Here is a 19741-nt window from a genome sequence, read left to right on the forward strand (position 1 = left end):
CAAACGCAGCCGCGAGGAGATCGAGGCGGCCGCACCCACCGCGCATATGAGCGCGGTGCCCAAGAGTGCGCGCAAGGGCGCCGACAAACCGGCACCGGCCGGTTCCACACCGACCGCGCCGAAACAATCGATGCCCACCCCCCCCGCCCCCCCCCCGCCCCCCCCCCCCCCCCCCCCCCCCCCCCCTCCCCCACCCGGCCCCCCCCCCGCGGCCCCCGGCCGCCGGCGGACGGTTCCGCTGGGCCCGGTGGTTCGCGCGCCGCCGGTCCCGCCGACCGCGGCGCCACCGATTCCGCGGCTCCGCGGCAGGGTGTTCCCGGGGCCGTCCCGGGCCGTGCGCCGGAACCCGGTCGCTCCCCCGGCGCTTCGGGCCCCGGCGCCAACCGCGGCAACGATTCCCATCCGACGCCCCCAGGGCCGGGCCGCGACCCGGGCCCCGGCCGTGCGGGCAATCAATCCCCGCCACGTCCCGGCAATCAGCCCGGTTCAGCGCGACCAGGCAGCGCGTCCGGCCCAGCTCGGCCCGGCGCGGGGCGGCCGGAGAATCAACCCCGCCCCGACCAGCCGGGAAACCAGGCCGGTCCGCAGACCCCGCCGGGTAGTGGTGCGCCCGGCCGCCCGAACGCCGGCCCGCCGCCGGGCCGATCCGGTTTCGCGACGCCGACCCTGCGTGGGCTGTTCGCCTCCGAACCTGTCGAGGACGCCGAGAGCCGCGAGGTATCCGGCCGCACGGTCTACCCGACCGCCGCGGACGCGCCGCCGCTGCCCCCGACACCGCAGCAGGCGCGGATGAACAACGATCCGGCAGCGCCCCGGCAGGACAGCTCTCTGCGGCTACCCGGCGCACCCGGCCGGCCCCCCGCACCGCCGCGCCCCGCCGGTCCGCAGCCGTCCGGCGGCAGGCCTGCCCCCGACCCCGGCCCCGGCCGGCCGCCGGCCCCGCCGCGTCCGGTTCAGAATCAGCGGCAGCCCGGCTATCCGGACTCGGGTTCCGCACCTGATCAAGGTTCGCAACCGCGCCCGATGCCCCGCGTCTCCAACCCGGGCAGCGGATCGCCGGCCGCGCCGCAATCCGGCCTGCCGGAACTGCCACGCCGCGTACCGCGGGGTCTGCCGCCGGAAATGCCCGCGCAGCCTCGTAATCCGGGACCGCCGGCGCGATCCGCGCCACCGGCCCGGCCGCGACCCGACAGCCTGGCCGAACAATCCGCCGGATCGGCGGGCCCGCAGCAAGACCCGGATCCCCGGGAACGCAACAGCATCGAATCCTGGATGGCAGGTCTGCGATCGGCGCGCCGGCAGCAGGCCGGGACACCGCCGACCGCCGAGGAGACGGGCAGGCACCACAGTGAAGGGCGTTCGGTCAGCGTGAACGAATTGCTGCGCCGCCGCGAGGATCCGGAGTAGCGGCCGCCACGGCCCGCCGACACTGCGGGTCTCGTGCGCGGTCAGTTGCCGAGCAGGCGCCGCCAGTGGGCCATGAACGGTTGTTTGGCGGTGACCGATCCGAACCGGACCCGGCCGTGCACCAGCAGATGCAGTGGACCGATCGGCGGACCGCTGCGCACCTTGTTGTTCACGCTGGACCCGATCAGCTCCAGTCCGTCCAGGTCGACCGTCGCCTCCTGCGGGACGACCAGGGTGAGCGAACTGGCGTAGTCGTCCACCTGGATCTCCACCACCTGGGTGGTCATCACCGCCTGGGTGAAATCCAGGGTGACGCCCGAGAGCCAGCTGTTGACGCGCAACACCGGTGCGACCTGCCAGTCGCCGCGGCGAGTGAGCCCCGACATCCGCGGGCGGATGATCCCGCCCTGCACCACACCCGACAGCGGTGCCCGCGCGGAATCGCCGGGCTGCGGCAGTGGTGCGGGTTTGCCGTGGGCCGGTTGCGGCGCGGCGGGTTCGCCGATCAACCGCACGCCCGGCAGATCGACGAGCACGGAATTCAGCTCACCCCGGGTCTTGGCGGCGAGCGCGGTATCCATCCGTTCGGTGAACTCGCCCAGCGACAGCATGCCCATACCTACCGCGCGTTGCAGCAACTGTCCGACGTGTTCCCGTTCGGCATCGGAAACACGCAGGTCCCGGTTGCCGATCGGGCTACCGGGACCCGCACCGTCGAATACCGGATCGGGGCCGTTCATAGATCCGAGATTACCCAGCACCGGCCCGGTCCCGCATCAGGGCATTCCCGGATACGGTGGGCTTTTCCCGCCGGATCAGACCTTGTGATCTCCCGTTTCACCGGCCTGCGCCGGACCCGCCGGCGGAGTCTTCTCGGGGTGTCCATCCGGTGGGCCGGGAACATCGGCGGTGGCGGGCTCCGCACCGGCGGCGAGCGCCGGCGCGGATTCCGCTGCCGGCGAGCCCAGGGGTTCGGTGTCGGACGGCCGGGGCAGGATCAGTCTGCGCTGTGCCTCGGCGAGCAGCGCGGCGATCGCGAATCGCCCCGTACCCTCCGTGGCGTGTTCGGGTGAATCGGGTTCGGCCGCATAGATACCCTTGCGGTCCGCGGCCAGCTCCGCGATCAGTTCTTCGGGGTCCTCGGCGAGCAGGGAGCGGATCGCGGTGTTCAGCACCGCCACCAGCGGTACCGCCAGCAGACCACCCGCGATACCGCCCAGTACCAGGCCCGCGGCGATCGCCAGCACCACCGCGAGCGGATGGATCCGCACCGCCCGGCCGAGCAGCAGCGGTTGCAGGACATGGCCTTCCACCTGCATCACCGCGACGATGATGCCCAGCACGATCAACGCGGTGACGAAACCCTTCGTCACCAGGGCGATGAACACGGCCACGAAACCGGCCAGGAACGCACCGATGATCGGGATGAACGCACTGATAAACACCAGCGAGGCCAGCGGTAGCGCCAGCGGGACCCCCAGCAGCGCCAGTCCGGCGCCGATCCCGATCGCATCCACGGCCGCGACGGCGACGGTGGCCCGCACGAAGCCCACCAGCGACCCGAAGCCGAGTTCCCCCGCTGTCCGCACCCGTTCGCGGTGCGCGCGCGGCACGATCCGGGTCACGAATTCCCAGATCTGGTACCCGCTGTAGAGGAAGAAGATGAGGATGAAGAGAGTGAGGAAAGTGCCGGTGAGGATATGGCCGATCATCGTCGCGGTGGTCAGCGCCCCGCTGGTCAGCGTGTCCTGATTGGACTGGATGGTGCGGATCGCCGCATCGCCTGCCGTGCGGATCTGGTCGTCGCTCAGATGCAGGGGGCCGGTGATGAGCCAGTCCTGCACCTTGTGGATGCTGCCGGTGAACTCGTCGGACAGCTGCGGCACACCCACCACGAACTGTTCCACCACAAACGTGACGACGCCCGCCACCAGGCCCAGGGAACCGACCAGTGCGACCACGACCCCGAGCCCTCGCGGCACACCGCGGCGCTGCATCCAATCCACCAGCGGCGCCAGCAACGCGGCCGCCAGCAAGGCGATGGCCAGCGGAATCACCACGGTATCGAGCCTTCGCACGGCCGCCGCGAGCACCGCCACCAGGGCGAAGATCACCAGTAGTCGCCAGGCCCATTCGGCGGTCTGCCGCACGATCGGGTGAACGGCGTCTGCGGCAGTCGGTTTCGGCTCGGTCACCCGGCCGAGCCTAACGAGCGCGGCGGGAACAGGCCCGGCACCGGGCCGCGCCCGGCCCGCGGCGACCGCGTACCCCTCCTGCGGCGCCCAACCCGGGAGCGCCGGGGCGTCGGGACCGGACGCTAAGTTAGTACATGTGTCAGCGCCATTGGAAGCGGTCAAACAGACCATGCATACGCGCTGGCCGCTGTACCTCACCTCGATGTTGCTCGCGAACGCCTTCGGGGCGGTGCTGGTGTGGGCGTTCATTCAGTACGGGCTGCCGGTGCCGGAGGGCGAGCAACCCGGAACCCGGCAGATAGGGCTACTCGTCCCCGCGGTGGTGTTCGTCACCGGCGGGGTGCTCAGTGTGGTCGCCTCGGCGCTGATGCTGCGGCCGGTGATGCGCTGGCAGGTGCGCGGCGGGCCACCCAGCCGTCAGGAACAGATGGCGACCCTGCACGCGCCGCTGCGGCAGGCGATTCTGCATCTGGCGCTGTGGATTCTCGGTGGCGCCGTCCTGGCCACCGCCATCATCTCCGAGACTCCGGCACTGGCCGGCACCGTCATCATCACCGAATGTATGGCCGCGACCATCGTGTTCGGTTTCACCTACATGCTGGGCGAGCGGATTCTGCGCCCCGTCGCCGCCGAAGCCCTCAGCGCAGGCCGTTTCGACCACACCCTCACTCCCGGCGTCGGCACCCGGATGGCAATGACCTGGGGTATGGGGACCTTCGCCCCCACCATCGCGATCGTGCTGCTGTGCGTGACCCAGATCTCGTCGGATGTCAAATTCTCGGCGCAGTCGCTGGCCGTATCGATCCTGCTGCTGTGCGGGGTGGTGATCATGCAGGCGCTGGCGCTGTCCATGCTGACGGCATCGAGTATCTCCGACCCGGTCCGTCAGCTCAGCCAGGCCATCGACCAGGTGCAGAACGGTTCCCGCGATGTGCAGGTCGAGGTTTTCGACGGGAGCGAGATCGGGCTGCTGCAGGTCGGTTTCAACCGGATGATGGAGGAGGCCGCGAGCCGGCAGCGTCTGCAGGAACTCTTCGGCCAGCATGTCGGCGCCGAGGTGGCCCAGCGCGCCCTGGATTACGGTACCGAGCTGGGCGGGGAGACACGGTTCGTGGCGGTGCTTTTCGTCGATATGGTCGGGTCCACCGCCACCGCCGCCGAACATCCGCCGACCGAGGTGGTGAATCTGCTCAACGAATTCTTCCGCGTGGTGGTCGATGTGATCGACCACCATCACGGATTCGTGAACAAGTTCGTCGGCGATGCCGCCCTGGCGATATTCGGTGCCCCGCTGGACCGCCCGGACGCGCCTACGGCGGCACTGGCCGCGGCCCGGGATCTGCGTGTGGCATTGCGGTCGATATCCGGGCTCGATATCGGTATCGGAGTTTCGGCCGGGTTGGCGGTGGCGGGCAATATCGGTGCGGCCAACCGATTCGAATATACGGTGATCGGTGACCCGGTGAACGAGGCTTCACGGCTCACCGAACTCGCGAAAGATCATCCGGGCCGGACACTCGCCTCCGGGTCTGCGCTCTATTTCGCCGAGGAGAGCGAACAGCGGAATTGGACCGCCGGCGAGGAAGTGCAGTTACGCGGGCGGCGCCGTAAGACGAGATTGTCCTGGCCCAGCGATTCCGTGGCCGAGACCAGCACAGTGCCCGCCGCGACGGCCGTCGAATCGGAACCTACCGCCGACGAGGTGGAACGCACATAGCACGCGCTCCCGTGACTCCCGGCTGCGGGGCCGGGTGGCAGGCCACCGGCGTCCATTAGGCTGGGCTCGTGACTGCCAACGGTGATACAGCGGATACGTCTGCTGTGTCCGGGGCAGGCGAAACGCCGGAGAATCGGAAACGCTCCCGGAGATTCCGGTGGCTCAAATGGCTGGCCGTTTCCGTACTGCTGCTGTTGTTGATCGGGGAAGGGGTTTACCTCTATCCCCGGCTGCACGAATCGTGGCAGAAACTGACCGAAATCCATTGGGGCTGGGTCGCGGCGTGTATCGCATTGCAAATGCTGTCCATGTCCGGTTTCGGCCGGGTGCAGAAACAGTTGTTACGGGCGGGCGGCGTCGAGGTCAGGCAGCTCAAATCGGTGGCCGTGGTGTACGGCGCGACGGCCATGTCGGTCACCCTGCCGGCCGGTCAGGTCTTCTCCACCGCGTTCACCTACCGCCAGACCAGGCGCTGGGGCGCCAGCCCGGTGGTCGCGTCGTGGCAGCTCGTCTTCTCCGGGGTCGTATCGGCCGCCGGGCTCGCCCTGCTCGGTGTGCTGGGCACGGTGCTGGCCGGTGGACGGGTCGGCCCGGTCAACCTCATCGTGTCGGTGGCCGCCGTGGTGGCGCTGGTCTGGGCGGGTAACTATGCGTCCCGCCATCCGGGCACTCTCGAGGGGGTGTTCCGGCGCGGCCTGGCCCTGGTCAACCGGTTGCGCAAACGCCCCGCGGACGCCGGGCGCGAGAAGATCCGGGAGATGCTGGCCCAGGTCGAATCGGTGGATATGGGCAGCCGCGACGGCGCCTGGGTCACCAGTTGGGCAGTGGTGCACCGGATCGCCGATGTCGCCTGCCTGGGTGCCGCGTGTTACGCCATCGGCGGCGACCCGCGCTGGGCGGGTCTGCTGATCGCGTTCGCGGCCGGTAAGGCGGTGGGGTCCATCCCGTTCGCGCCCGGCGGCATCGTCTACGTGGACGCGACCCTGATCTACGGGCTCACCGCGGCCGCGGGGCTGCCGGCGGCCCAGGCCGTCGCCGCCGCCTTCGTCTACCGGCTGGTGAGTTTCGTCCTGATCGCCATCATCGGCTGGATAGTGTTCGCGTTCCTGTTCCGCACCCGCAATGCCGAGGACGACGAATACGAGCAGGAGTTCACCCGGCGCAACGCCTGACCCGCAGCGCGGAACGCCCGGCGACAGGTCTACGGACGGAGTTCGCCGGATTGCGACCCATTATGCTGCGCAGTGTGAGATGGCTGGGACCGATCGTTGTCGATGCGCTGCTGGTGGTGCTGTTCTGCGTTATCGGGCGCCGCAGTCACGACGAGGCGATACTCGCCGGTCTGCTGCGTACGGCGTGGCCGTTCGTGACGGGACTCGCCGTCGGCTGGGTCGCCGCCTACCTGCTGTACCGGCAGCGCCGGGAGACCGAACCGTTCAACGGTATGCGCCTGCGGCCGACCGGTCTGGTGATCTGGTCGAGCACCCTGATCATCGGTATGGCGCTGCGGGTGGTCAGCGGTCAGGGCACGGCGGTCAGTTTCGTCATCGTGGCCGCGTCGGTGCTGGCCCTGTTCCTGCTCGGCTGGCGGGCGGCGATCCGGGCGATCAACTAGGAAGCGCCTGACCTCACTCGTCGGGTTTGGCGAATGAGGCGAGCATCCGCTCCCCCATCCGCACCACCATATCGCCGCTGTCGACGTCGGCGATATGGATGGCGAATGCCAGGTCACCCATGGTGGCGATGAGCCAGCCGTCCTCGCCGGCCTTGGCGGAATACCCGGTGACATCGCGGAACCCGCGCAGCCGCGCCATCTGCGGCGCCTTCATCCCGTCATGCAGCACTCGGCGCGCCGCATCGGTGACCGGCCCGGGGAGCGGCCCCGTCGGCGCGTCGGTTTCGCCCGGGCGGCCCCGTTCGATCATCGGCGGTCGCAGGGTGCCGTCGCCGATGGCGGCCGCCGCGATCGCCATCCCGAAGGGGCTGGCCAGCAGTGCGTCCGAACCACCGCCCTGACGGACCGGTTCGGCGTCGCCCGCGCCCGCGGGCCGGCCGGTGACCTCCTCCAGGCCGGGTACCCGGAAGTCCACGCCCACACCGAGCGCGGCCGCGGCTTCCACCGCCTCGGCATCGGAGACATCCTTTGCGGACTTCCCTTCGGACGCCGCGGCAACCTCCCGGAACAGCTCCATCATGCCGCCCGCCGGGTACAACCCGGTGAATGCGACCGGCCCCTGGGCACTGGAGTAGTTGTTCTGGGCCACGGCGACCACGGCGCCGGTGGAGGGCTGGGTGACCACGATCGAGGCCGGTGAGCCCACGCTGACCACCGCGTCCTCGGCGGCGCGTTGCAGCCGCTGGTCCATGGTGCCCGCGATATCCGGGCCGGCCGGGCCCTGGTGGCCGGCCAATTGTTTGACGAATTGCCCGTTTTCGAACAGTTGGACGGCCCAGCCGGAATGTTTGTCCTGGCTTTCGTCGAAGACATTGGTCATCGCGTCGAGCATCGGCGAGAAGACCCGGCGATCGGAGACGATCAGCCGCGGCTCCTTTTTCATCACGACACCGGGAATCGGAGCCATCTCCGGTTCCAGGATCGCGAAATCGCCTTCGCGCAGGCTCACGGCCGTAATCGGTTTACCGCCGGACGCTGCCAGCTTCTCCCGCAGCGACGCACCGGTGATCAACGGGGCGACCGGTTCGATTGCGCGGGAGAGCGCATCGGTGGAGGCGACCTGGTCGGGCATCCGCGCGGGATCGAGCTGGATGACATTGATCGTCTGCTGGGTCATCAGCGGTTTGCCGATATTGTCCACCACGCGCGGCGCCGGTTCGGGAGTGGTCCGCACCAGCCGGACGGTGCGGTCGTGCTCGAGTTCCGGCATCACCACGGCCGGATCCCAGGAGATCTTCCACCCGTCGGAGAGTTTGCGGATGGTGCCTTCCAGATTGTAGGACCAGTCCTTGCGCTCACCGAAGTTCCAGTGCACGTCCAGACTGAAGATCCCGGTTTCGGCGTCCAGTCCGATGAATTGCGTTTTCTCGTAGTCGACGTTGCCGGTTTCGAGCCCTTCGAACATTTGCCCCAGGGTTGCCGAGGCGGCGGAGGGATAGGAGGTCAGTTCGGCCGCCGCGGCATGATCACGCTCGTCGAGCAGTTCGGTGAATTGATCGACGACCGATTCGGGACCGGCCTGCTCGGTGCCGGACCCGCACGATCCCATCGCGATTGCCAGAGCCGCCACCCCCGTAAGGGCCACTGCGCCCCGGAAGCGAAAGCGGCGGGATCCCCACACATCCATGTCGCCCACTCTTCACTCTTGCCACTCCAGTAACAAGACCACCGTACCTGAAAAATGCCTGCTTGCGAGTGCCCGCAAACCCGAAACCATAGCCCGAACCACCGTGTGTAGTTGTGGCCGTACCCAACTCGCCGCCGAACCGGCCATGATCAATTACCGGACCGTCGGAGGACACCCGGCTTCGCTACGCTACCGATCGATCCACGACGCTGTGGCGTTACCCCGCAAGTCCGGTTCCACTGCAGAGATACCCCGTAACGGTAGCCCAGAACCCTCGGTGCGCGTTCGGGGTGTCGGTAGGGTTGCTGTCATGCCCGACACCTCCTTCCCGCAAACCCCGAGCAGTCCGATCCTCGTTCTCAACGGCCCCAATCTGAATATGCTCGGTACTCGCCAGCCCGAGGTGTACGGCACGGAAACCCTCGAGGATGTAATCGAATTGTGCCGTCGGGCCGCCGCGGCGCGGGGCCGGGAGATCGCGCATTTCCAATCCAATTCCGAAGGCGATCTGATCGACCGCATCCACGGCGCGCGCGGTACGGCATCCGGAATCGTGATCAACCCGGGCGGGCTGACCCACACCTCGGTGGCGCTGCGGGACGCACTGGTCATCCCCGAGGTGCCGATCGTGGAGGTGCACATCAGCAATGTGCACGCCCGTGAGGAGTTCCGCCGGCACTCCTACATCTCGCCCATCGCCGATGCGGTGGTCGCGGGGATGGGCGGCTACGGATATGTCGCCGCCATCGATTTCCTGGCGACACGCGGCGCGACCACCGCCTGATCAGCGCACGGTGTCCAGCCGGAAAACCGGGAACCCCGGTGCGATTTCGGCGAGCTCGGCGTCGGTGGCGTTCTTGGTGACCCCCTCGAAGAACCGGTCGACCTCCCAGCCCCAGCGTTCGAGGTAGTGCCGCAGCAGCGGAATCTTGTCGGCATCGGCGACCTCGGCCGCGGTGAACGTTTCGGTCTTGCGACCGAGCCGCAACTCGCCCGTACCGGCGACCCGCAGATTGCGCACCCATTGGGTATGCCCGCGCGGCGCGACGAGATAGCGCGCACCGTCGGCGGCGGTCATCACGTTGACCATGGTGGTCCGCCACTCGCCGGATTTGCGGCCGCGTACAGCCAGCAACCGGGAGCCGGCGATGCTGATGCCCAATTTGGGCAGCAGGTTGACGATGCGGTTGAAGATCGGGTCGAAACCGGTGGGGGCGAGGTAGCGGGTGGCGGTGGTCATCGGATTCTCCTTGATGAGCAGTGCTCTCTGTTGTGAACAACGATCGCACTTTGCTGCCGGCAAGTCAAGAGCAGTGCTCTCTGTAATTTGGAGGCGCTCCGCGCCTCGAGGGTGGGGCCCTTTCGGGCCCGGTTCTTCACTCCTCCGCTCCTCCGCTTCGCTCCCCCGCTCCGTCGCTCCAGAACCGGGCGGGCCCCACCCGGGGGAGGTGAACCCACAGCAGGAGCGGATAAGGGGGCCTGGGCTCTGTGAACGCTGGACTCGCGGTATGGCGTCCATGAAAGCGTGGCCGGAATTCGAGATGGCGCAACGACCGTCTATCGGGTGGATGGATATCGGCACGACGGAGAAGCGGGATGGCCGGGGCGGGATTGTGGGGGATTTCGCCGAAGTGGGTCCCGTGACGGGGTAGTTCTGAGACGGTGTTGGGGTTCCGGTGGCAAGTGTGGGGGCACCGAGTGAGTGGCGGAGGAGGAGTGCTGTGCAGGCCGCAGTTTTCTACGGAGGCGAACCCCGGCTGGTCGTCGAGGACATCCCGGTACCGCGACCCCGGCGAGGCGAGGTACTGCTGCGGGTGACCGCCTGCGGGGTCTGCCATACCGACCTGCACGTCCTCCGGTCCGAGGTGAAGTTCCCGGCGCCCGCGGTACTGGGCCACGAGGTTTCCGGTGTCGTCGAACAACTCGGCGAAGGCGTGGCGAATATCGCGGTGGGCGATAACGTGGTGTGCAGCTTCATCATGCCGTGCGGGGATTGTCGGCACTGTGTCCGCGGAGCCGAGGACCTGTGCGAGAAATTCTTCGCACACAACCGCCTCAACGGCACCCTCTACGACGGTACGAGCCGGCTCGCCCGCCACGACGGGACACCGCTGGCCATGTATTCCATGGGCGGCCTGGCCGAATACTGCGTCGTACCTGCCTCCGATGTCTTCGCCGTACCCGCGGAGGTCGGCCTGGACGCGGTCTCGATCCTCGGTTGCAGCTCGTTCACCGCGCTCGGTGCGATCCACACCGCCGAACTCGGTCTCGGTGACCGGATCGCGGTGGTCGCGGCGGGCGGGGTCGGTTCCTCGATCGTGCAATTCGCGGCGGCCGCGGGGGTCGCCCAGATCATCGCCGTCGATATCAGCGACGAAAAGCTTTCCGCCGTTGCGAAACTCGGCGCCACCCATACGGTCAACTCCCGCGCCGAGGATGCCGCCGCCCGCGTCCGGGAACTCACCGGCGGCCACGGCGTGGACGTGGCCTTCGAGGCGCTCGGCAGTCCGGCCACCTTCGCGACGGCGCTGGATATCCTCGACGACGGCGGCCGCGCGGTGGTGGTGGGTATCGCACCCGCGGGCTCCACCGGCAGTATCGACCTGGCCCGGCTGGTCCGGCGCAAACTCCAGGTACTGGGCTCCTACGGCGCGAAAGCCCGCACCGATATGCCGGCCCTGTTGCGCATGGTCGCCGCGGATACGGTTCGGCCGCAGGAGGTCATCACCCGCCGCTACCCGCTCGCGCAGGCCGACGAGGCGTACCAGGCGCTCGCCCGCGGCGAGATCGTCGGTCGAGCGATCATCGAAATGTCCTGACGCCGGGGGCGACTCGCCGCGCCCACTACCCGATCGAGGCGAATTTTCGCGGTCGACCGAGTAGCGTCGAGCCATGCCGACGGACGTCCGCAACAACACCGCACTGGAACGCTTCGAGATCACGGTCGACGGCGAGGTCGCGGGCTATATCGAATATCAGGACACCGCCGGTGAACGGGCGTTCGTCCATACCGAGATCGACCCGCGTTTCGAGGGCCAGGGCTATGCCCGCGACCTGGTCGAAGCGGCATTGCACGCCACCGGCGCCGAAGGGCTCGGCGCGCTGCCGATGTGCCGGGTGGTCGGGCATTTCATCGAAACCCGCCCGCAGTATCTGTCGATGGTCCCGCACTGGGCCCGCGACCGGCTCGGGTTGCCGCAATGACGCGCTCCGCTGCGCAGGTAGACACAACAGGCCGCCGGAAACGCGGTACGCGCACCGCACCGTTGCGCAGCGATACCGAACACCGCTGAGCGCTGTTCGCATGAGCCTGCTCGGCTCGAGTGGGAAGCTGCCCGGCGCGACGCGGCACGCCCCGTCAGTACCCGGCGACCGCTCCGTCCAGCGCCTGTTGCAGATCCGTGCGCACCAGCCGGGTGATCTCGGCCGGGCGCGCCGGTAGCTCGGTGCGGGGGACGGTGAAATGGAAACTCGCCGATTTCGCTTCTTCCTTGGTCGGCTCCACGGCAGGGTCGGCGCGCGGGCCGTAACTCAGCCCGAGACACAGCAGCGCGGGGTGGACGCCGTGCTTGACGGTCCGGAAAGCGATATGCCCGATGCCGGTGCCGACCGGCTGGACCTGCGCCGGGTCCACATCGTTGCAGGTGCCCTCCGGGAAAACGGCCAGGCTGTCGCCCTCGGCCAGGCGTTCGGCGCAGATATCCATCATGCGCTGCCCGGCGGCGTTCACCGCCCGCAACCCGTGGTCGGTGCCGCGAAACACCGGGATCCCGCCCATCATGTCGATCCGGCGCCGCAATTTCTCCTCGACGAACAGTTCGTCCTTGGCCAGCACCCGGGTGCGCCCGATAACGGGCCGCAACTCACTGCGCCACGCGGCCGCCGCCAGCGTGTACGGATCCAGCCGGGAGAGGTGGTTGACCGCGATCAGCAGCGGAGTGCGGGCGCGAATCAGTTCGCGGATGGCGGTGCGGGCACCGTCGGCGTAGCTGACCCGCGGCCGGTAACGCCGGGCGAGCAGGGCGTAGGCCCCCATTGCCTGGAACCGGTTCTGCCGGTGCGCGCGGTAGAAGTCGTACACGTCGTCGCTGTTGCCGAGAAGCACCTCAGGGGGTCGCATACGGCTGACTCTACGAGCATGGACCGGCGGGGGCAGCGCTGCGTAACCGCGGCGGGCCCTCGGCCCTGCTTCGTGGAAACGCGGCGACGCAACCTCGCCCGCCGGGGTTGTCCGGATGGCCCGGAACCGACGTCCATCCGAATACTGCGTGAAGCGAACGGGTGATCAGAGGGGCGCGATCGCGCAATAACTGCGATGATGGCCTGGTGGCGCAGGCAGATGACCCCGATGATCGCAAGACCCGGGGCGGCCGCGGTGGCGGGCACGAACCCGACCCTGGTCGTCGCGGTAGCCGGCAGGACGAGCAGATGGTGCGGGCCGGCTCACTACTTGTTTCCTCGACCGATCTGGCCGAGCCGACGTTCCGCCGGACGGTCGTCTACATCATCGAGCACAACGACGCCGGAACCCTGGGTGTGGTGCTGAACCGGCCCAGCGAAACCGCCGTGCACGATGTGCTGCCGCAGTGGAGCGAGGTCTGCGCGCAGCCGCGCACGCTGTTCGTGGGTGGCCCGGTCAAACGCGATGCCGCGCTGTGCCTGGCCACCGTCCGGGTGGGTGCATCCATCGACGGCGTGCCCGGTGTGCGGCGGGTCGACGGCCGGGTGGTGCTGGTGGATCTGGATGCCGCCCCGGAGCGGATCGGGGCGCTGGTCGAAGGTGTCCGGATTTTCGCCGGGTACGCCGGCTGGACCTTCGGTCAGCTGGACAGCGAACTGGACAACGACGATTGGATCGTGGTGTCGGCGCTGCCCAGTGATCCGATCACCAGCCGCCGCACCGATATGTGGGCCGAGGTGCTGCGCCGGCAGCCACTGCCGCTGTCGCTGCTGGCCACCCATCCGATCGAGGTCGAACGCAACTAGACGCCGAGATCCCCGCCGCGGGGACGGCGGGGATCGGGGGTCCGGCAGCGGCCTCAGCGGCCCTGCCGCCGGAACACCGTGGTCGACCAGAGGAAGCCGCCGAGACCGAGCACCAGGCACCAGCCCAGCGAGATCAGCGCGTTGTTGCCTATCTCGGACCCCATCAGCAGACCGCGCAGGGTCTCGGTGAACGGTGTGAACGGCTGGTAGTCGGCGAACCAGCGCATCACCGTCGGCATGGTGTCGGTCGGCACCAGGCCGGAGCCGAGGAACGGCAGCATCATGATCGGGAACGGCAGATTGCTGGCACTCTCCGGATTCGGTGCGATCAGGCCGAAGGCAACCGACAGCCAGGTCAGTGAGAACACCACGAGCAGCAGGAAACCGATCGCGAGGACCCATTCCACCGGGGTCGCCGACGGCCGGAAACCCATCAGCAGCGAAACCCCCAGCATGGCGACGACAGCCAGGAAGGCCTGGATCAGCACACCCAGCACATGCCCGGTGAGCAGCGCGGATTGTGCGATGGCCATGGTCCGGAACCGGTTGACGATGCCCTTGGTGACATCACTGCACACCGAGACCGCCACCGACGCGGTCAGGTAGGCCGGCAGCATCAGCAGCATCCCGGGCACCAGGTAGTCGATGTATTCACCGCCGAGACCGGGTTCCAGGGCGCCACCGAAAACGTAGTTGAAGATCGCCAGCAGGACGATCGGCATGACCGTGACGGAGATGGTCATACTCGGATAGCGGCGCGCTTGCAGGAGGTTGCGGCGCAGCATGGTCCAGGAATCGGCCAGCGGTGCGGCCGCGCGCGGCGGGTGGGTCAGGGTGGTCATCGCACGGGTTCCTTGTCTGCGGTGGGGGTTCCGGTGAGGGTGAGGAAAACGTCGTCGAGGTTGGGTGTGTGCACGGACAGGCCTTCGGCGGGCAGTCCGTGGGAGTCGATCCGGTCGAGTACCGCCCGTAGTGAGCCGAGGCCGCCGTCGCCGGGGACGGCCAGGGTGAGTTCGTCGGTGAGCGGGCGCGCGGCGGAGCCGAACACATCGGCCGCGGCGCGCAGCCCGGCGGGGTCGGCGAACTGCACTCGGATATGACCGCCCGGTACGAGCCGTTTCAGCTCCGCGGAGGTGCCCTCGGCGACGATCCGGCCCCGGTCGAGTACGGCGATCCGGTCGGCCAGCTGGTCGGCTTCCTCCAGGTACTGGGTGGTGAGGAAGACGGTCACGCCGTAGTCCTGGACGAGGCCGCCGATGATGTCCCACATGGTGCGCCGGCTGCGCGGATCGAGTCCGGTGGTGGGTTCGTCGAGGAAGATGATGCGCGGATCGCCGACCAGGGTCATCGCCAGGTCGAGCCGGCGGGTCATACCGCCCGAGTAGGTCGAGGCGGGTTTATCGCCGGCGTCGGTGAGTTCGAAACGGTCCAGGAGTTCCTGGGCGAGTTCCCGGGTGCGCCGCCTGGGCAGGTGGTGCAGATCGCCCATCAGGTGCAGGTTCTCCCGGCCGGTCAGCAGTTCGTCGACGGCCGCGAACTGTCCCGTGACCCCGATGACCGAGCGCACGGCGTCGGGTTCGCCGGCCGGGTCGTAGCCGCCGACGCGGATCTCGCCGGCGTCGGCGGCGATGAGGGTGCTCAGGATCTGCACCGTGGTGGTTTTCCCGGCACCGTTGGGGCCGAGGAGCGAGAAGATCGTGGCCTCGGGGACGGCGATATCGACGCCGCCGAGCACGACCTTCTCCCCGTACGATTTCCGCAGGCCGGTGGCGCGGATCGCGGGACTTCGCCCGTTGTTCATGAGGTTTCCTTCCGTGAAGATACATATTCGAATGCGAATAAGGGCATGTTTCATCGCCACCGCTCCCCAGGTCGCGGTGTCGGGATTCAGCCGGTCAGCGGCGCACGCCGCATCGGGAAAAGGTCAGATATCGAGTTCTTCCACCTGGGGCCGATCGGCGATATCGGCGACTCGCCGGTACATCTCGTCCGGCATCTTCCCTTTCAATTCCTCCAGTGTGTCGGTGACAGTGAGCTGATAATCGCCCCAGTCCTGTTCGATCCCGAGCATCCGCCGCCAGTTCTTCAGATCGCGCAGCCAGTTCTGCGATTCGGGATAGTCCGACCATTTCGAATACTGGGCATGCAAGGCGAATTTGCCTTTCCTGCCCCGGAACACCCGCAAGTGCTCCATCCCCTCCTCGTCGGCGTCCCGGTGTTCACCGAGCAATGAACCCTGGAATCGCACCTGCCGGACCCCGTTGTGCCCGACCCGAAGCACCACTTCGTCGAAGCCTTCGAGCCGGCCTTCTTCGAGCTCGATGAACCGCCGCAACGCGGTGACCACCGCGCCGGACAGATTGCCGCCGACGAGCTCCTGCGCTCGCTGGAACAGGGGCAGATCGTCATCGGCAACGTAGATGGTCTTATTCGGCATGAACCCACTATATGTAGAAGTATACGTATATACAAGAGGGTGGTCTCGATTCATCGGAAAACCCCTCTCGAACAGGGGTGACGCCGCCCTGTTTCGGCCGCAGGCAGAGCTGCGGGACGCGGGGCACCCGAGCAACCTCACCCGAGCCGGGTGATCCCCTACCGGGGCCCGCACCTGGTTTCCTTGGACCCGAATGCGGTGACCGGCACTCTGTCACCGCGGCACGGCGGGACCGCTCCCGCCCCGTGCGCAACACCGGACACCCAGAGCACCGACTTCCGTGAAATCCCCCGGCGCGACCGGGGCCATGCCGTGAAAGGCGGGACAATGAAACACGTAGTCGTAGGCGGTACCGGACGAATCGGCTCACAGGTGGTGCAACAGCTGGCGGCGGCCGGCCACGAAGCCGTCCCCGCGGCACCGTCCACCGGTGTCGACCTCATTACCGGGGAAGGTTTGGACGAGGTGCTCGCCGGCGCCGATGTGGTGACCAATGTGGCGAACTCGCCCACCTTCGGCGAGGCATCCTTGGATTTCTTCCGCACCTCGATGGACAACCTGCTCGCCGCGGGCGAACACGCCGGAGTGAAACACCAGGTGGTGCTGTCCATCGTCGGCGTGGACAAGGTGCCGCAACTGGACTACTACCGCGCCAAAGCACGGCAGGAGCAGATGGTGAAGTGGGGTCCCACGCCGTACTCCATCCTCCGGGCCACCCAGTTCTTCGAATTCCTGGACTCGGTACTGTCCTGGACCGCCGACGGCAACACCGTCCGCCTGCCCGGCACCCGGCTACAGCCGATGGCGGCCGCCGATGTCGTCGACGCGGTGGTCGAGGTCGCCACCCGCGCCCCACTACAGGGGATCCGCGATATCGCCGGGCCGGAAATCTTCGCACTGGACGAACTCGGCCGGATCACCCTGGCAGCGCAGCACGACGAACGGCTTGTCGTCACCGACGAATCGGCCGGTATGTTCGCGGCCGTTCCCGATGGCGCCCTGCTCGCGGGCCCGGACGCCCGGCTCGCCGGTAGGCACTACCGGGAGTGGCTCCACGACCGGTCCCGGACCACGGCCGGGTGAACGCCGATACCCGAGCCCGGCATCGGGGCCGCCCGACCGGCCGCGCGACGATATCGCTGCTGATTCACGGCCCGGTCTTACCAGGTAGCCGCCCTGCGGGTGCATAAGGTCGGTGAGCATGAAACCTGTCCGTTGGAGACCGACTGCACCGTTGCGCCGCCTCCTGCGGCGCGGGCCCGGAGCCCTGCCCGGCAACCGGATGCCCACACATCCCCACCGCCGGACCGCGACCCACCGCCTGCTACAGAGGGCCGCCCTGGGCGGGGGGCTGGTGTGCGCGGCGGGGTTTGCCGGTACCCCGGCCGCGACCGGACAGCCGACCGGTCCCGATGTGTCCTCCTGGCAGCACGACGCCGGACGACCCATCGACTGGTTTGCGGTACGTGCCGCGGGCCACGGGTTCGCCATGGTCAAGGCCACCGAGGGCCTGCACTACGTCAACCCGTACTTCGTCCAGGACAGCTTGCATATGCGGGTCGCCGGAATGGCCCGCGGCACTTATCACTATGCGCACCCGGATCTGCCGCCGGAACCGCAGGCCGCGCTGTACGCCGCGATCGTACTGGGCCAGAACGGCCCGCTGGATCTGCCGCCGGTACTCGATATCGAGCACTCCGGCGGACTCCCACCCGCCGCATTGATCGACTGGACGCACCGCTATCTCAACACCGTCCAGGCGCTGACCGGACGCATCCCGATCATCTACACCTATCCGACCTTCTGGAAGACCGCGATGGCCGACAGCGACCAGTTCCACCGCTACCCGCTGTGGATCGCCGACTACCGCGACCGCCCGCAACCGGAGGTCCCCGGCCGCTGGCCGGCGTGGACGTTCTGGCAGCAGACCGATTCCGGCTCCATCCCCGGTATCCACGGCCCCACCGATGTGAACGTGTACAGCGGGGCCCAAGGGGATTTCCACCGGTTCGCCCGGATGGGTGGTCTCACCGGCAGCGGGTAGGGCTATCTGCTGCCGGTCGTACACGGGCAACCGCTGTCCGGATATCTCATGGCCGTCCTGGCCGTGTTCGCGGCCGCGGGCCCCGACCTGCCACTCGCACCGGCGGGTCATGAACTCGGTGCACCAGTGCCGGCCGGGGTTCTCACCTCTGTTGACGGTCGTGCCGTTCCTGAGCGTCGACGACTTCCGTCGCATGCGACCGGATCCAGTCGAGGAGCTGCCCCAGCGATCCGGCCAGGCCCTTCCCCAATGTCGTGAGCTCGTAGCTCACCCGCGGCGGCGTGGAAGGTTCTACGGTCCGCCCGACGAGGCCGTCGCGCACGAGGGTCCGCAATGTCTGCGACAGCATCTTTTCGCTGATCCCGCCGATCATCGCCGCCAGCTCGGAGAATCGCAGCGGCCCGGAACCGAGGGCCGCCAAGATCAGAACGCCCCAGCGGCTCGTGATGTGGTCGAGCACCTCACGAGCCGGACAGTCACTGTTGAATGCGTCACCCGAATCCCCGCCGACGCGGCTGAATGCCTGGGAACCTACTGACATGAAAGCATCTTACCTACAGGTATGCCCTTTCCTATAGTAAGCTTACTGCTTAAGCTCCCGGGCCATGGTCACAGTGGTTTTCGGAGCCCGCGGTAATGTCGCCCGCCACGTCGCGGCGGGATTGGCTGCGCGAGGCGAGCAGGTGCGTCCGACGAGCAGAACACCCGATACAGAGAGCCCCGTTCCGGGGACGGCAATGGTCGCGGCAGATCTGGAGCGCCCCGAAACCTTGCCCGCGGCACTCGACGGGGCAGAACGCGTTTTCCTCTACGCGAAACCGGACGGAATCGACGGATTCGTCGCGGCGGCACAGTCCGCAGGCGTACGGCATGTCGTCCTGCTGTCTTCCGGAGCAGTCCTGCGCGACACTTCGGAACACCATCCGATCGGCCGCATGCACGGCGCCGTCGAATCGGCCCTGATCGAATCCGGTCTCGAATGGACCTTCCTCCGGCCGGGTATGTTCGCCACCAACACCCTGTGGTGGTGGCGACATTCCATCAGAACCCGGGGCGTCGCCTACGCAACCGATCCCGAATCCCGGACCGCGCCGATCCATGAGAAGGACCTGGCGGCCCTGGCGATCACGGCACTCACCGAACCTGGGCACCACGGCCGGGCATACCCGGTATGGGGCGTCGAGGCACTGACGCTACGCCGGCAGGTGGAGGGTATCGCCAAAGCAATCGGTCGCGAGATCGCCTTCGAGACAGTATCCATCGACGAAGCCCGCGCCAGACTGAGCGAGACGATGCCGGCCTACGGAATCGAACCCGTGCTCGCCGGCTGGGCGGCCGGTACCACTCACCCGCCGAATACCTCCACGATCGTCGAGGAGATCACCGGGCGTCCTGGACGGTCTTTCGCTCGATGGGCGAAAGACCACGCGGGCGACTTCCGCTGAACCGCCGCCCCCGCCCGGGTACCGCCGGGGGGGGGCGGGGGAGGGCGGGAGACCGGGGGCCCCGCCGGGCCCCGTTGGGGGCCCGCTCGTTCATCTTCGTCTCCCTGCCGGCCTATCGGCTCAGTGCCTGCTCGAGATCGGACAGCAGATCGCTGATGTCCTCGATCCCCACCGAGAGGCGTACCAGATCGGCCGGAACCTCCAGGTC

21 protein-coding genes are annotated in these 19741 nt (G+C 68.1%); 11 read left to right on the forward strand and 10 right to left on the reverse strand.

Annotated elements, in window-relative coordinates:
• Positions 1-1023 precede the first annotated feature (1023 nt).
• Complete coding sequence (locus QH196_RS08380) at positions 1024-1407, forward strand: hypothetical protein (protein WP_280415188.1); 384 nt, start codon at positions 1024-1026, stop codon at positions 1405-1407.
• 41 nt (positions 1408-1448) lie between these two features.
• Here QH196_RS08380 and QH196_RS08385 read toward each other — a convergent pair whose 3' ends face one another.
• Together QH196_RS08385 and QH196_RS08390 are read right to left on the reverse strand one after the other, a co-directional pair.
• Positions 1449-2099 (reverse strand): DUF1707 SHOCT-like domain-containing protein, encoded by a 651-nt coding sequence (locus QH196_RS08385; protein WP_280415204.1) that lies wholly within the window; start codon positions 2097-2099, stop codon positions 1449-1451.
• 123 nt (positions 2100-2222) lie between these two features.
• On the reverse strand, positions 2223-3602 hold the full coding sequence (locus QH196_RS08390; RefSeq protein ID WP_280415189.1) for an AI-2E family transporter: 1380 nt from the start codon (positions 3600-3602) through the stop codon (positions 2223-2225).
• Positions 3603-3771: 169 nt separating this feature from the next.
• On the opposite strand from QH196_RS08390, the gene QH196_RS08395 reads away from it, so the two are divergent.
• From QH196_RS08395 to QH196_RS08405, 3 genes are all read left to right on the forward strand, one after another.
• On the forward strand, positions 3772-5319 hold the full coding sequence (locus tag QH196_RS08395) for an adenylate/guanylate cyclase domain-containing protein (RefSeq protein WP_280415205.1): 1548 nt from the start codon (positions 3772-3774) through the stop codon (positions 5317-5319).
• Positions 5320-5387: 68 nt separating this feature from the next.
• The gene (locus tag QH196_RS08400; protein WP_432279455.1) at positions 5388-6491 is read left to right on the forward strand and encodes a lysylphosphatidylglycerol synthase transmembrane domain-containing protein; all 1104 of its coding nucleotides are present in this window, start codon (positions 5388-5390) and stop codon (positions 6489-6491) included.
• Positions 6492-6553: 62 nt separating this feature from the next.
• Positions 6554-6934, forward strand: a complete 381-nt coding sequence (locus QH196_RS08405; RefSeq protein ID WP_280415190.1) for a DUF3054 domain-containing protein — start codon at positions 6554-6556, stop codon at positions 6932-6934.
• A 13-nt stretch (positions 6935-6947) separates the two neighbouring features.
• Here the strand turns inward: QH196_RS08405 and QH196_RS08410 are convergent, their stop codons facing one another.
• On the reverse strand, positions 6948-8564 hold the full coding sequence (locus tag QH196_RS08410) for an NTF2-like N-terminal transpeptidase domain-containing protein (protein WP_280415191.1): 1617 nt from the start codon (positions 8562-8564) through the stop codon (positions 6948-6950).
• A gap of 367 nt (positions 8565-8931) precedes the next feature.
• Here QH196_RS08410 and aroQ point away from each other — a divergent pair, with 367 nt between their 5' ends.
• Positions 8932-9405, forward strand: coding sequence for a type II 3-dehydroquinate dehydratase (gene aroQ, locus QH196_RS08415; protein WP_280415192.1), 474 nt, complete (start codon positions 8932-8934; stop codon positions 9403-9405).
• Here the strand turns inward: aroQ and QH196_RS08420 are convergent, their stop codons facing one another.
• On the reverse strand, positions 9406-9861 hold the full coding sequence (locus QH196_RS08420) for a nitroreductase family deazaflavin-dependent oxidoreductase (protein ID WP_280415193.1): 456 nt from the start codon (positions 9859-9861) through the stop codon (positions 9406-9408). It abuts the gene before it with no gap.
• A 481-nt stretch (positions 9862-10342) separates the two neighbouring features.
• On the opposite strand from QH196_RS08420, the gene QH196_RS08425 reads away from it, so the two are divergent.
• Together QH196_RS08425 and QH196_RS08430 are read left to right on the forward strand one after the other, a co-directional pair.
• Positions 10343-11440 carry a zinc-binding dehydrogenase gene (locus QH196_RS08425; protein WP_280415194.1) on the forward strand — a complete coding sequence of 366 codons (1098 nt, stop codon included), beginning with the start codon at positions 10343-10345 and terminating at the stop codon, positions 11438-11440.
• Between the two features lie 73 nt (positions 11441-11513).
• On the forward strand, positions 11514-11825 hold the full coding sequence (locus QH196_RS08430) for a GNAT family N-acetyltransferase (protein ID WP_033246526.1): 312 nt from the start codon (positions 11514-11516) through the stop codon (positions 11823-11825).
• Positions 11826-11979: 154 nt separating this feature from the next.
• Here QH196_RS08430 and QH196_RS08435 read toward each other — a convergent pair whose 3' ends face one another.
• Positions 11980-12741: a lysophospholipid acyltransferase family protein gene (locus QH196_RS08435; RefSeq protein ID WP_280415195.1), complete on the reverse strand. Its 762-nt coding sequence runs from the start codon at positions 12739-12741 to the stop codon at positions 11980-11982.
• A 206-nt stretch (positions 12742-12947) separates the two neighbouring features.
• On the opposite strand from QH196_RS08435, the gene QH196_RS08440 reads away from it, so the two are divergent.
• Entirely contained in the window at positions 12948-13607 is a 660-nt protein-coding gene (locus QH196_RS08440) for a YqgE/AlgH family protein (protein WP_280415196.1), read from the forward strand.
• A 53-nt stretch (positions 13608-13660) separates the two neighbouring features.
• On the opposite strand, the gene QH196_RS08445 is transcribed toward QH196_RS08440, so the two are convergent.
• The 3 genes from QH196_RS08445 to QH196_RS08455 form a co-directional block, all read right to left on the reverse strand.
• Positions 13661-14449, reverse strand: coding sequence for an ABC transporter permease (locus QH196_RS08445; RefSeq protein WP_280415197.1), 789 nt, complete (start codon positions 14447-14449; stop codon positions 13661-13663).
• Positions 14446-15408 carry an ATP-binding cassette domain-containing protein gene (locus QH196_RS08450; protein ID WP_280415198.1) on the reverse strand — a complete coding sequence of 321 codons (963 nt, stop codon included), beginning with the start codon at positions 15406-15408 and terminating at the stop codon, positions 14446-14448. Before QH196_RS08450 ends, QH196_RS08445 begins: the two co-directional genes overlap by 4 nt.
• 123 nt (positions 15409-15531) lie before the next feature.
• On the reverse strand, positions 15532-16044 hold the full coding sequence (locus tag QH196_RS08455; protein ID WP_280415199.1) for an EXLDI protein: 513 nt from the start codon (positions 16042-16044) through the stop codon (positions 15532-15534).
• A 327-nt stretch (positions 16045-16371) separates the two neighbouring features.
• Between QH196_RS08455 and QH196_RS08460 the strand changes: the two genes are divergently transcribed.
• Both QH196_RS08460 and QH196_RS08465 read left to right on the forward strand, forming a co-directional pair.
• Positions 16372-17127: an SDR family oxidoreductase gene (locus QH196_RS08460; RefSeq protein ID WP_280415200.1), complete on the forward strand. Its 756-nt coding sequence runs from the start codon at positions 16372-16374 to the stop codon at positions 17125-17127.
• A gap of 199 nt (positions 17128-17326) precedes the next feature.
• Positions 17327-18088, forward strand: a complete 762-nt coding sequence (locus QH196_RS08465) for a glycoside hydrolase family 25 protein (RefSeq protein WP_432279456.1) — start codon at positions 17327-17329, stop codon at positions 18086-18088.
• 142 nt (positions 18089-18230) lie between these two features.
• Here the strand turns inward: QH196_RS08465 and QH196_RS08470 are convergent, their stop codons facing one another.
• Positions 18231-18629, reverse strand: coding sequence for a winged helix-turn-helix transcriptional regulator (locus QH196_RS08470; RefSeq protein ID WP_280415202.1), 399 nt, complete (start codon positions 18627-18629; stop codon positions 18231-18233).
• A 64-nt stretch (positions 18630-18693) separates the two neighbouring features.
• On the opposite strand from QH196_RS08470, the gene QH196_RS08475 reads away from it, so the two are divergent.
• On the forward strand, positions 18694-19533 hold the full coding sequence (locus tag QH196_RS08475; RefSeq protein WP_280415203.1) for an NAD(P)H-binding protein: 840 nt from the start codon (positions 18694-18696) through the stop codon (positions 19531-19533).
• A 112-nt stretch (positions 19534-19645) separates the two neighbouring features.
• Here the strand turns inward: QH196_RS08475 and QH196_RS08480 are convergent.
• A partial coding sequence (locus QH196_RS08480) for a PLP-dependent transferase (protein WP_280415207.1) occupies positions 19646-19741 on the reverse strand: 96 nt, incomplete at its 5' end.

This window comes from Nocardia carnea, from assembly GCF_029868325.1.
Lineage (GTDB): Bacteria > Actinomycetota > Actinomycetes > Mycobacteriales > Mycobacteriaceae > Nocardia > Nocardia carnea_C.